Annotated in this window: 12 protein-coding genes and 2 pseudogenes; 4 read left to right on the forward strand and 10 right to left on the reverse strand. The window is 60.6% G+C overall.

Features of this window, described 5'->3' with window-relative positions; all coding sequences use genetic code 11:
- Positions 1 to 59 precede the first annotated feature (59 nt).
- From ACXJKO_RS14205 to ACXJKO_RS14245, 9 genes and pseudogenes are all read right to left on the reverse strand, one after another.
- Entirely contained in the window at positions 60 to 1,595 is a 1,536-nt protein-coding gene (locus ACXJKO_RS14205; RefSeq protein WP_457091742.1) for a DnaB-like helicase C-terminal domain-containing protein, read from the reverse strand.
- A 132-nt stretch (positions 1,596 to 1,727) separates the two neighbouring features.
- The gene (locus ACXJKO_RS14210) at positions 1,728 to 2,606 is read right to left on the reverse strand and encodes a YdaU family protein (RefSeq protein WP_457091743.1); all 879 of its coding nucleotides are present in this window, start codon (positions 2,604 to 2,606) and stop codon (positions 1,728 to 1,730) included.
- Between the two features lie 270 nt (positions 2,607 to 2,876).
- On the reverse strand, positions 2,877 to 3,221 hold the full coding sequence (locus ACXJKO_RS14215) for a winged helix domain-containing protein (RefSeq protein WP_457091744.1): 345 nt from the start codon (positions 3,219 to 3,221) through the stop codon (positions 2,877 to 2,879).
- A gap of 278 nt (positions 3,222 to 3,499) precedes the next feature.
- Positions 3,500 to 3,808 carry a helix-turn-helix transcriptional regulator gene (locus ACXJKO_RS14220; protein WP_457091745.1) on the reverse strand — a complete coding sequence of 103 codons (309 nt, stop codon included), beginning with the start codon at positions 3,806 to 3,808 and terminating at the stop codon, positions 3,500 to 3,502.
- Between the two features lie 124 nt (positions 3,809 to 3,932).
- Positions 3,933 to 4,586, reverse strand: a complete 654-nt coding sequence (locus tag ACXJKO_RS14225; protein WP_457091746.1) for a hypothetical protein — start codon at positions 4,584 to 4,586, stop codon at positions 3,933 to 3,935.
- A gap of 23 nt (positions 4,587 to 4,609) precedes the next feature.
- Positions 4,610 to 5,773, reverse strand: coding sequence for a tyrosine-type recombinase/integrase (locus ACXJKO_RS14230; protein WP_457091747.1), 1,164 nt, complete (start codon positions 5,771 to 5,773; stop codon positions 4,610 to 4,612).
- A gap of 513 nt (positions 5,774 to 6,286) precedes the next feature.
- A complete protein-coding gene (locus ACXJKO_RS14235; protein ID WP_457091754.1) occupies positions 6,287 to 6,463 on the reverse strand; it encodes a c-type cytochrome in 177 nt (58 codons plus the stop codon).
- Between the two features lie 222 nt (positions 6,464 to 6,685).
- Positions 6,686 to 7,144, reverse strand: a pseudogene (locus tag ACXJKO_RS14240) (c-type cytochrome); the annotation flags it as partial.
- 313 nt (positions 7,145 to 7,457) lie between these two features.
- Positions 7,458 to 8,126, reverse strand: coding sequence for a DsbA family oxidoreductase (locus ACXJKO_RS14245; protein WP_457091748.1), 669 nt, complete (start codon positions 8,124 to 8,126; stop codon positions 7,458 to 7,460).
- Between the two features lie 247 nt (positions 8,127 to 8,373).
- Between ACXJKO_RS14245 and yghU the strand changes: the two genes are divergently transcribed.
- Positions 8,374 to 9,252, forward strand: coding sequence for a glutathione-dependent disulfide-bond oxidoreductase (gene yghU, locus ACXJKO_RS14250; protein WP_457091749.1), 879 nt, complete (start codon positions 8,374 to 8,376; stop codon positions 9,250 to 9,252).
- 22 nt (positions 9,253 to 9,274) lie between these two features.
- On the opposite strand, the gene ACXJKO_RS14255 is transcribed toward yghU, so the two are convergent.
- The gene (locus ACXJKO_RS14255; protein WP_457091750.1) at positions 9,275 to 10,021 is read right to left on the reverse strand and encodes an extensin-like domain-containing protein; all 747 of its coding nucleotides are present in this window, start codon (positions 10,019 to 10,021) and stop codon (positions 9,275 to 9,277) included.
- A gap of 88 nt (positions 10,022 to 10,109) precedes the next feature.
- Here ACXJKO_RS14255 and ACXJKO_RS14260 point away from each other — a divergent pair, with 88 nt between their 5' ends.
- From ACXJKO_RS14260 to ACXJKO_RS14270, 3 genes and pseudogenes are all read left to right on the forward strand, one after another.
- Positions 10,110 to 10,970: an EcsC family protein gene (locus tag ACXJKO_RS14260; RefSeq protein ID WP_457091751.1), complete on the forward strand. Its 861-nt coding sequence runs from the start codon at positions 10,110 to 10,112 to the stop codon at positions 10,968 to 10,970.
- A gap of 10 nt (positions 10,971 to 10,980) precedes the next feature.
- A pseudogene (locus tag ACXJKO_RS14265) lies at positions 10,981 to 11,540 on the forward strand (DNA-3-methyladenine glycosylase).
- 271 nt (positions 11,541 to 11,811) lie between these two features.
- A partial coding sequence (locus ACXJKO_RS14270; RefSeq protein ID WP_457091752.1) for an IS110 family transposase occupies positions 11,812 to 12,230 on the forward strand: 419 nt, incomplete at its 3' end.

The raw sequence follows: 12,230 nt of genomic DNA on the forward strand, positions 1-12,230 counted from the left end.
TGCTCCTCAATCCTAAATTTTCTGGCAAACCATACAACCCGGTTAACAGGCTTGGTGTCTTAGCCACTGGGAGGCATGCGATTGAGGCCGGCATAGCCGGCGTAGTCAGCTGAGCGGTATCGGCCGGTGCTCAGGTCGAGGGTCATGTTGAGCTTGCACGGGTAGCCCAACTCCTCGAAACGCGCTTTGCGTTGGTAGAACTCCGCCTCGGTGTTGCGGCCGTTCTCATCAACGAACTTCGGTCGGTGCACGACAAAGCCCTGATCGACCATGTTGTCCCAGTTCTTCGAGCCGGAGATGTCCTCCAACTCCGGCGCACGTCCTTTGCGACTGGTATCCATTTTTGCAGGATGTGCAAGCACTTGCACGTGGCAGTTCATGTCATGCGCGAACGCATGGAGGGTGCGCAGACAACGTCCGATGTAGTCGGTCTCCGTCTCTCCGTGGGTCCGAGCCGCTTCAAGCCTGTTCCAGGGATCGACCTGGATGATGCGCGCTCCATGACGGATCACAGCCACCTCAGCCATCTCCAGGAACCACTCGAGAGATGGCCGCTGGTCCGGATGATGCATCCATAGGAAGTGATCGTTGATCCAGGTGTCTGCTGCCCGGATCTCCTGCTCCGTCATGGCGCTCTCCAGCCTGCCGGCGTGCAGCTGCCGGAGCGTACGGCGATGGTGCGGCTTGGCGCGGGTCTCGAAGGAGGCGATGGCAGCGGTGAGCCCATACGTGCGACAGATCTGGTACCAGATCTGCATGAACAGGGTCGTCTTGCCATGCCCTGGATGACCCGTGGTGACACTCAAGGTCCGGGGCGCGAGACGCACCTTGCTCTCCCATTCCACAAAGCCGGGCTCCCAAAGCGTCAGAGGCGGCAACTCCGGCAGTTCACCAAGGCGGTAGAGGCCATTGATCGGCCAGGGTACGGCGCAGTTCATCACCAACTCGTGGAGAGTTGCTGGTCCGTGGACGCGAAGAACATCATTGGCGTCCTTACAGCCTTGGGGCCACTCGACATAGAAGAAGCGAGCAGATCCGAACAGCTGCACCATGTCGGCTCGCAGTGACAGGCCTGCGCCATCATTGTCGCCGCACCAGACAATGCGGTTGGTGCGATTGAGACCACTGCGCAGCGCCTCCTCCACATAAGCATAACCTCGCGCCTCCGCGGGAGCGTCGGACGGGCGGGATCTGGCGCCGTTAGGAACGCTGATAACCTGCTCGACAGGGATGCCCGCCTCGACCAGGGAAGCCGCGTCCATCTCGCCTTCGGTGATGAACACCGTCTCCGACCCGATCACCCGCTCGATGTTCCAGAACTGGAGCGTGCCGCTCTTCATGGACGTGAAGTTTTTTACCGGGAACGCCGCAGCCTTCCAGTTCACCACCTCGCGTCCAGTCTTGTACGGAAATATGAGGGCTTCGCTCTCGCGATGCAGGTTAGCAAAGTACATCGTACCGGAGCCGACGCCGAGCTGCTCCAAAGTCGCTCGGCTGATCTTGCGTACGGCCTCGGCGTACGTCACGGCAGCTGCGCTGAGCGCCGGAGACACCTCCGCTCCAACCGCAGTGCCAGCAATGGAAGACTGCCCCATCATTATTAATCCTCACAGAAAGGCATCGATCATGTTTCTTGCGTCTGGTGGGCGAGCACCGCGGGCATTGTGTGCGGTGCTCGCCAGGGCGGTTTGGAACGATGATCCCCAGCGCCCTCAATCGATCGGAGCTCAAAACCCGACTACCTCGCCACCATCGTTCAAGAGCTCGCCCTGACAGCGCCAGCTCTTCCCGTCACGTTCGACCAGCAGGCCGGCGGCTCGACGCTCGTTGACCCATGCCGGCACATGTGGGTTAGCACCAGGCGGAGATGCCTGGGGACTTTGCTGCAGCCTACGGACAATTGCTCCTAGATACTGGCCTGGGTGTCGTGCTTGTTCTGCTCCATCCAGCGCTCGGTTGGCTTCGGCAAAGTCATGGCCATTGAGCTTGAGGAGCTGTGTGCAAAGAGATCGACTGATCCCTTTACCGCTGAGCCCGTCCAAGCGCGCCCAAAACTGCTCTTCCGCGCTGAGGCCAGATAAAGCGTCAGCCCCGTTTAGATTCTCCTCTTGATGTGGTTGTAGCTGTGGATGTGATTGTGGTTGTGGATGGTTGAGTCCAGCTTCAGCATTGCCTGGACCTGACTGAAGCATTGCTTCAGCATCGCTTTGACTTTGCTTTCCGCGACGAGATGCAAGGCCGCCCTTCCGACCAGCATTAGCGCGCCTCTGGTACCTCTCCGCTGTGGTGGCGAGTTCGGCATTGATGCGCTTGTGCTGCCAGTCCGGCTGGAAGAGTTCGGCCAGCGTAGGGCGGATGTCCATCCACTGATCCAGAGGAAGGCGGACAATGCGAGCGAGTCTTATATCTTCCGCTGGCAGTTCTCCATGTCGCCAGTAGTGGATGATGAGCATGAAGTAGGCGCCATGCTCGAGGGTGCTCAGATGCACTGTGTCAGCAAGGTAATCGCCAGGGTAGAAGGGCATCCAGGGATGGCTCATGCCGCCTCCCGACGCACCCACGCTCGATTGAGCCAGGTTGACAAGCAGTGGACCAGCGGTGCCCATGCGACGATGTCCAATGCCTCGCCATTCTGGTTCTGGATGAGAAAGAGGAAGGCACGTGTGCCTCCTCCGTTGAGACTAGGGGGATGGAAGTCGAACCCATCGTGTGTGAAGATGACAAAGCCCACGCGGACTGGTGCTGACGCGAGAAGATGAGGCATTGGGACGCCATGCTTGTCTAACTGGAGACGTTCAAGGCCACGAAGGTTGTGACTGGTCCAGAACTTCTCCTCGATCTGTGCCGAGCTGATGGTGTGTGGATTAACAAGAGGTCTATTCGGCATAGTTGTAGGCCTTCGTCAGATTGATGCCGGTAATGATGATGTTGCTGCGCAGGATGTACCGAAGGCGAAAGCCACCCTGCATTGGTTGTTTGGTACGGACGGTGTCGATCGCCACGCCGGCCTTCCGGAGTTCGCCAATGAATAGGCTCAATCCTGGCGCCATCAGTCCCACTGGTGTGCAGCCGACGCGTCCGGCCTGCATGAGGTGGATCAAAACCCAGGCGAGATCGCCTTCAAGTTTGAGCTTATGGCGGTCATCCGCATAGCCGAGGATTTCCTTAAACGGATTGTTAATCATTGGATTGGTCACGATCCCTCTAATCCCCTCAAGCATGAGGCACCTCCTGGGAGAGCCCGGAGAGCTCAGCGAGCAAAGCTGCCGTGATGGGGCTTATGCGAGATCGGCGGACGATGGTGCGAACCGAAGGAACAGCCAGCAGCTCGAGATTGCGCTGGCGATCGGTAATCTGAACGTGCGTAGGCGCTTGGCGCCGCTTACGCGGCGTGTTAAACAGAGCTTTCAAGAAACACATCCTTAGCCCCGCCGGAGCCTCCGTGCGGGGCTCTTCTTTGGCGACGCTGGTTGTAGGAGCAGATTAGGTTGTTAGGGGCTTATTGTGCCGTCACTGGACGATTTTGGCGCGCGGTAACCCAGTCGATGAGATCGCCAGTCCGCCAACCGAGCTTACGGGTGCTGAGCTGAATAGGTAGAGGCACACTGCCGCTGCGGTAGAGCCTTCGGAAGTGTGGAACACTGAAGCCAAGGAAGGCTGCGGCCTCAGCCGTGTTCATCACCTTATGGTGAGAAATAGGTATACTTAAACCACCGAGCTGCTCGAGCCGGTTCAGTGGGTCCGCACCGTGGCTATCAAATTGCTTGAGCTTTCTGATCTGCTCAAGCTTAGAAAGAATGGATGTCATAGTGACCTCATGTGATTGCCGAGCTTGCCTGAGCTTCACAAAGGGTCAGAGTGACCATTTGCTATCACTGGACTAACTAGGTGATCGGAAGGTCACGTAGATCCGTTGCAATTCAAATAGGGGTTCAATTGCAACGCTGCAGGGCTTGGGCCACAAGTTCATCGGCAATCTGCTCCGAACCCTTCTTCCTACGAGATTCTTCGATTGCCCTTATCCCAACCTTAAGTTCCGCGAGGAAAGCTCGATAAGTTCTATCGACTTCTCTGTTATTTATAGGGCCTGTCCGATACTGTCGGTCCCAGTTATAGATCGCTTTCGCCAAATCCTGTTTCTGCTTACTCATAAAGCGGGAAAGGCCTGGGTGCCTTCTCGCGATATATTGTGCAGCCTGCTCTCTTGTCACTTGTGCGGTACTATTCGGTCCCACTTCACTCCCTGTACACAGAGCTTCAATAGCCAAAGCGGCAAATGCCCGCCCGCGAAGATCCTCGGTCGAGCTCAGAGTTCCATTCATGGTAGGCTTGAGAACTTCATGGATGGTGCCGTATCGAAGATCACCTAGCATCTCTGCTAGAAGATTCATTTTCGAGCCCTCGTTAGCAGCACCAAGCCGATACAATAGTTCTGCAACCTCTGTTAATGCATCAATGTACTGCTGCCGTTTGCTCAATGGTTCAGCAGCCTTAGATGTAAATATTGTTTGGATAGCAGCCATAAACTCATTCAAAGCCAATGCTGCTCCAGGGCTGACCTCTAATGTCGACCGTTCAGTGCCCATCTCAAGCGCCTTTGATTGTTTGGTTAATCAGAACCGAGCAAATGCGTTGCCCATAGGTCCACGGCATCGCGTTTCTCCTTGGCGTACGTCGCACGGTTATAGACACCAGCCACACCCGCCTTGTGACCCGATGCATGGTTCAAGACAGCCTCGATCACATGTGGGAGCGTGCCCATGTCAGCCATGCGAGTCGCAACGGTGCGTCGGATGTCGTGTAATCGCCAAGCCGTGATCTGGAGTCCACCATTTAAAATTCGTTTGTCCAAGGCGGCTTTAGCTTTGCTCCAGCCCTGAAAAGGCCCCCCTGCTTCCCCAAAAACGAGCTGTCTTCCTTCTCGGCGAGGGCGCCTCTGGAGCAGCTTGATTGCGRCATCGGGCAGCGGCACCTCATGGGGCAGCCCATTTTTCGTGCGACTTCGGGGGATGTTCCAGCGGGCCTGTTGCAGGTCCAATTCCTCCCAGCTCATGCCGCCGACCTCCTCCCGCCGCTGTCCGGTGAGGATAAGAAGGCGCACGATCCAGCCGTAGTCATCATCCCGGCATGCCGCCCAGATCCGAGCGAGTTCGTTATCAGACAGAACTCGGTCCCGCGAGCGCTCTTCGATTGGGCGGTTGGTACCCACCACCGGGTTGATTTCCGCCAGCCCCTCACGCATTGCCCAAGTGAAGAATGAGGATAWGGCGATGCGTGCCCGGTTGGCCGCTATCGGCCCATTTGCCATGGCAATTTCAGCAAGCTGGAGAGCAACTGTCCGCCGAGAAATCTTCTCGATAGCGAGACCGTGGAGAGGTTTCCAAGATGTCCCCAAGTAGCGGCTTGTCTCAACAAAGGTCCGTGGCTTGTGCCGTCTGGAGGCAAACTCCAGATACGGCTCCACTGTTGCCCCGAGGGTCAGGTGAGCCCGCGCTTTGGCCTCTGTCTTAGTCGCCTGAGGATCGCTGCCGAGATGGACTTTGGCCAAAATGGACTTGGCCGCTCGGCGGGCCTGGTCGAGGTCGAGGGTCTCGACGGACCCAATCGTGACACGCCTCTGCTTCTTACCCATGCGGTACTGGGCAATCCAGACGCGTTTGCCCCCGGCCCGGAGACGAACCCCGAAGCCCGGAAGAATGTCGTCAAAGACGATGAGTTCGCTCCTGCCAGGTGGAAGAGCGAGGTTGGCAAGGGCAGGGCGGGTCAGACGCACAGCATTCCTCCGCTGGGAAGCGTATGGGAAGCAACTTCAGGCTTCCCAAAGCTCACTTGTGAGCAAGTGACACAGAGGGTAGTAAGAGCAGAGCTAAGGAAAGCAAGGCTTCTGAGTTCGTTTGATCACTTATGCACAGGCCGAACTGCTTCCTTTTAATCAGAGCTCCCTAGGTTACAGTCGCAGCGCACTCGCCACTTCAAGCCCTTGACTAGTAAGGGTTTTATTTCTTTCCCGCGTCGGCAGCCCCACAGCTATCTTTATCTCGGGTAACGCTACGGGTAACAGCAGACGAAACTCGCGTAAGCCGCGCGAAGTCCGACTCACTTTGCGCTTGATAATCAAAGGTCCGCAATTTCGCGATGAGCGGACCTTCGTTGGGATCGCTCTACGTTACACTTTGACCCGAAGCCGACTCTCATACCTCGTGCGCACCAAGCGCATTGGGCTTCGGCTGACTTTACGAGAGCGACTGCACTGCCGCAGATTAGCAGAAAACCACGCTAACGTTTTTTAGCGCAGCGTATAAAGATACGTTGCGATGTCACGGGCATCGCGCTCAGTCACGCCCAATTCAGGCATGGCCGAGAGCGGCTTCACCACTTGCGGATGACGCAGCCATTCGATCATGTGGGCCGGTGTGTTCAACAGAACACCGGCAAGATAGATCCGCTCAGCGAGACCATTCAAGGGTGGCCCTACTTGTGCCTCAGGGCCTCTGATCCCCGGTATCTCGTGACAGGTGGGGCATGCGTATTGCTGGATCGCAACACGGCCTCGTTGCACCGCTCCCTCCGCTTCCCACGGAGCCTCAGAGACTTGAGAGGCGGCTCCCCTCACGCCTGCTGACGTCAGGCGGCCTCTTTGCTCTAGATATTCAGCGGGGGATAGTGTTGGAGAGCTTTTCAGGAATGCTACGATTTCCCAGCGCTCGCGCTCACTCAGGCGGTGCTTCCATGCAGGCATCCCGGTCAGCTTAATCCCATTCGAAATGGACCAGTACAACTCTGACGCTGCCAGATCCCGACCCATTTGGACGAAGTTCGGCGGGGAGGGATTCATGCCGAGACCGATTGCATCAGGTGCGATCCCCGGTGCACCGTGGCATTGTCGACAATGTTGCTCAAACAGAGTGAGCCCCGAGTCGATCACATCCGCCCTAGTCAGGTCCAGAGGCGGCGGGCTCCCGGAAGAATGGGACTGGACCGACTGGCGCCGGGCTGTGTTCAGTACCCAATACACCAGTGACGTATGCTGCTTAGTCGCTGATACGTCGTACACACCGGAATAGATATAGGCCAGCAAGCCGCAAATTCCTGATGCCAAGAGCATAACGGCCCAGAACAGGTGAGACGAAGGCGAGCGTGGCATCGAGACCTACATCCAGCGGGCCTTGTCTGCCCGGGAAAGCGGTATCTAGGGGGCTGTACAGCCAAGGCAAATGCTGCTCGCGCGGCGAGGGAGGGCACAGATCGTCGGCGTCGTGGCGAAGTTCTTTGCCAAGAATGCCGAGCCCCACAGGCGGTTCTCTCCAAAAGGCCGCTTCTGGCACTTCTCGGAAGAAGCGCTTTGGTCTGCTCGACCAGCCTGAGCGGACCTTCAGAAAGGGCAGGGGAATCCTTAGTCTGGCCTTGAACTCCAGCGACGTCCGTAACCCTCGATTCCGCTCGAATTCCACCCCTGGTCAGGCGCCGGCCGAGGCTTGCCCAAGCTCGGCGGCAATGCCGCGTAGAGCCTGCTCGAAGGCACCGGCTGGCTGGCCGCCGGAGATCAGCCATTTCCCGTTGATGACGATAGCCGGGACCGAGCGAATGCCGCGGGAGATCCATTCCTGCTCGGCCTCGCGGACCGCCTCGGCATAGCGCTCCGATACCAGGACCTCGCGCGCCTCATCCCGATCGAGACCCGCCGCGACGGCCGCATCCACCAGCACTCCATGCTCCGACACGTTCGCACCGTCCGTGAAGTTCGCCCTGAACAGCGCGAGCTTCAGCTCGCGCTGGCGCCCGATCGTCCCGGCCCAGTGCAGCAGGCGGTGAGCATCGAAGGTGTTGTAGATCCGGCTCTCCTCCGACATGTTGAACGTGAAGCCGACCTCGGCTCCGCGCGATCGGATCATCGCGCGACTGGCAGCCGACTGCTCCGCCGTAGAGCCGTACTTCTCCTTGATATGCTCCACCAGGTTCTGCCCCGCCGCAGGCATTCTCGGATTGAGTTCGAACGGCTGGAAGGTGATGTCGGCCTCCACGGCGTCCGCGGCATTGGCCAGCGCCTGTTCAAGTCCCCGCAGGCCGATGACGCACCACGGGCAGGCCACGTCGGAAACAAAGTCAATCTTCAGGTGCTGAGGCATGGGGCTGCTCGTTGTCGTTCGTGGAAATCGTAGGGTAGCGGGACTGATGACGTAGCATAGTGTCGAGACGTCCAGGCGATGAACCCTCGAGGGGCTGTTCAATTTCAGGCGATCTCTGACGTAGGTCTGCGCCACCATATGCGATGCTGAGACTTCGTATCTCGATGATGGAGGCGCAGGGCTCCATTGCGCATTATATGAATTTGGCAACAGAGTTCGTCGATCCCAGATACCAGGAGCAGCAGGAATGACCGATTCATCCGATTACGTGCCGCCGAAGGTTTGGACCTGGAACAAGGGCAGCGGCGGGAGCCCTGTCACAAGCCTCAACCGCCCGACCGCCGGAGCCACGCACGAGAAGGAGCTGCCTGTCGGACGTCACCCCTTACAGCTCTACTCGTTGGGAACGCCCAATGGTCAGAAGGTCACTATCCTGCTGGAGGAGCTGCTGGCGCTGGGTCATTCCGGCGCGGAGTACGACGCCTGGCTGATCAGGATCGGAGAGGGCGACCAGTTCGGCAGCGGCTTCGTGGCGGTGAACCCTAACTCCAAGATTCCTGCCCTGGTGGACCGCTCTGGTCCGGACCCGATCCGGGTCTTCGAATCGGGCGCGATCCTGCTCTACCTTGCGGAGAAGTTCAGCGCCTTCCTGCCGAGCCAGGCCAGCTCGCGTGCTGAATGCCTGTCCTGGCTGTTATGGCAGATGGGCAGCGCACCCTATCTGGGAGGAGGCTTCGGGCACTTCTATGCCTACGCGCCCGTGAAGATCGAGTATGCGATCGACAGGTTCGCGATGGAGACGAAGCGTCTGCTCGACATACTCGACAAGCGGCTCGCGGACAACGAATACGTGGCGGGGGCAGAGTACACGATCGCCGATATGGCCATCTGGCCCTGGTACGGCGGCCTGGTGCAGGGGCGGCTGTACGAGGCGGGCGAGTTTTTGTCCGTGCAGGAGTACCGGCACGTCCGGCGCTGGGCCGATACGATCAGCGGCCGCCCGGCCGTCAAGCGGGGGCGGATCGTGAACCGGGCCTTCGGTGAACCCTCCGAGCAGTTGCACGAACGCCATGACGCCGGCGACTTCGATACCATGACCCAGGACAAGGTGGCCGCGCGGGGGTAACAACTCGGGAGGGATCATCGCCCTACTGGCAGATGCGGTAACGGTCGCTGGATCCGTGTCGCTCAATGTCGACGTGAAGGTGATCATGATGCGCCTCRTCCGAACCGGGACCGAGGATCGTCGTGAACCAGCCGCAGGCCGCCGTCCGCAGGGCTGCGAGCGCCGTATCGGGCACGGTGTTGGGTTCAGGCTTGATCCGCAGGGTCGTTCCGTTGGCGAGATCGAAGCCAGCGATGTCGATTGCAAGCCCTTGCGCATGGGACGAGAGCTTGCCCGTCGCCGCCCGGTTCCTGTTGCGGCACTCGAAGCCGGGGCCGGTCTCGATAGATCTCAGGTCGCTTCCCTTGATGCCGGCGACGAGCGGAGCCACGAGATCGCCGATCCAGTGCCCGAAGGGTCCGGCGAAGCGACAGGCCAGGATCGGTTGATTGGCCAGCCGGACAACCGTCTCAGGCTTCGTCGGAACTGGCACGGCCTTGAGCCGCACCGGCGTCTCGATCCGGCAGAGCTCGTTCGAGACTTGAGGCGGCTCAGCAGGCTCGATCTCGAACCCGGCCGCCTTCAGGTCGGCCAGGCAATCCTCGGTTGCTGGGACAGTTAGTGGCGCTTCCGCCGTCGGCGCCGGGTGAGCCTGAGGCCGTGGGGCAGGGGGTGTCGCGGGAGAAGGGGTCTCGATGGGCCGTGGAGGTGGCAGAGGCGGCATTGGCTGTGCCCAGGCGGCTTGGGCCATCATCACGAGAACGACGACCGTCGCGGATCTGATCAACATCGGCTCCTCCGGCCCCGCAGACCAACGCCAAGCTGGGTTGAAGGGTTGCGGGCTGTCCAAAGCAGCCCAGAATCCCCAGATAAGCTGGATGAGCCAGGAACTTCGCCGCCAAGAGCCCCTTCCGGCCTCGGCCACCCGCGCAGCGCCGCCCGAGATCGCCCTCTCGGACGAGGATCGCGAGGCGCTGCGGCAGGCCGTGCTCGCGCTCGAAGGGCCGAGCTACGTGGCCCGCTTGTCGGCCCTAGCGGGCCGGCCGATCGAGCTGCTCGGGGAGGCGCTTCCGGTGTCGGTCTCCGGCATGATCTTGAAAGCCACGCAGGCGGCGCTGACCCGCGCGTTGCGCTATGCGCTGAAGACGATCCCGAAGGAGGGCAGGGATCCCGAGACCCGCGTCCACAAGGCACTCGCGGTCCTGTCCGGGGCGATGGGCGGGGCGCTCGGCGTCTCGGCGGTTCTGGTGGAACTGCCGATCTCGACCACGATCATGCTGCGGTCGATCGCCCGCATCGCGCAGAGCGAGGGCGAGGACCTCGACGATCCCGAGACGGCGCTGGCTTGTGTCCAGGTCTTCGCCCTGGGCGGGCATTCCGGCTCGGACAACCTGCACGAGGCCGGCTACTTCGCCGTGCGGACCGCGATGGCGAAGTCCGTCACCCGCGCCCTGCAGCAGATGGCCGGGCGCGGCGTTGTCGACGAGAGCACCTCTGCCATTGTGCGCCTGCTGGCCCAGATCGGAGCCCGCTTCGGGGTGGTTGTGTCGCAGAAGGTCGCCACCCAGGCGGTTCCGGTTGTCGGGGCGATCGGCGGCGCGGCCGTCAACGCGGCCTTCGTCGATCACTTCCAGACGCTGGCCCGCGGGCATTTCACCGTGCGCCGGCTGGAGCGGATCTACGGCAAGGGGACGGTGCGGATGGCCTATGACCGGATCCGGGCCCAGGAACGCCTGTGAGCACGCGCGCATGCCGAAGGCCGAGATCCTATCGTCCGCATTCTTCACCCGGGATGCCATCACCACCGCCCGGGATCTTGTCGGGGCCACTCTGCTCGTCGATGGAATCGGCGGTGTGATCGTCGAAACCGAGGCCTACACGGGCGACGATCCGGCCTCGCACAGCTTCCTGCGGTCCGACCGCCCGGAATGCAGCCATGTTCGGTCCGGCCGGGCATGCCTACGTGTACCGGTCCTACGGGATCCATTGGTACCTGAACGTCGTCTGCCTGCCGGCGAGCGCCGTGCTGATCCGGGTTCTGGAGCCCATCGCCGGGCTCGGGGCGATGACGGCGGCGAGGCCAGGACGATCCCCGCCTTCTCTGCTCGGGTTCCGGCCGGCTCTGTCAGGCCCTAGGCGTGACAATCACCCATAACGGGCTGCCGTTGGACCAGGCGCCCTTCCAGGTCTTCGGCCGGGAGGAACCGGTCGAGGTGACCTCAGGGTCGAGAATCGAGATCACGCGCGCCACCGACAGGCTCTGGCGCTTTGCGTGCGCGGGATCGCGCTTCGTCAGTCGGGAGATCTGATCGGAATACTGGGCCGGCCCGGTCACCATCGGGACCGTAGCTCGTCCCGGCGCGGAGTGCCGGGTGCCCGCTCGACGAGCCTCGAAGGCGAACCTGAAGTTCCTGATCGCGATCCACCACGAGATTGAGCACCAGATCGGGTGGCAAAGCAGCCTGCCAGAAAGATCTAATCTGTGAATCCGGAATGTCTCGTTATGGGATGGTCCGGCCGTGCTCCTGCCCCGCTTGCTCGTAAGCTGTGGGGCTTCGAGCCACGCAAGGAGCACGTCTCATGTCACGGTCTTCTTCCTCTGCCGCCATTGCCACGCTGGGCATCGATCTGGGCAAGAACAGCTTCCATCTCGTCGGCCAGGATGAGCGCGGCGCCATCGTGCTGCGGATCAAGCTCTCCCGCACGCAGCTTGCGCAGCGACTGGCGAACATCCCACCCTGCCTGATTGGCATGGAGGCCTGTGCTGGCGCCCACCCCATCGGTCGGCAACTCCGGACGCTCGGCCATGACGTGCGCCGGATCCCGGCTCAGTACGTCAAACCTTTCCTCAAGGGCCACAAGAACGATTATCGCGATGCCGAAGCCATCGCGGAGGCGGTGCAGCGGCCGACCATGTCGTTCGTGGCGATCAAGACGCCAGACCAGATGGATCTGCTCGCCCTGCACCGGGTGCGTTCACGCCTGGTCAGTCAGCGCAC

The sequence above is a fragment of the Microvirga sp. P5_D2 genome (assembly GCF_054049475.1).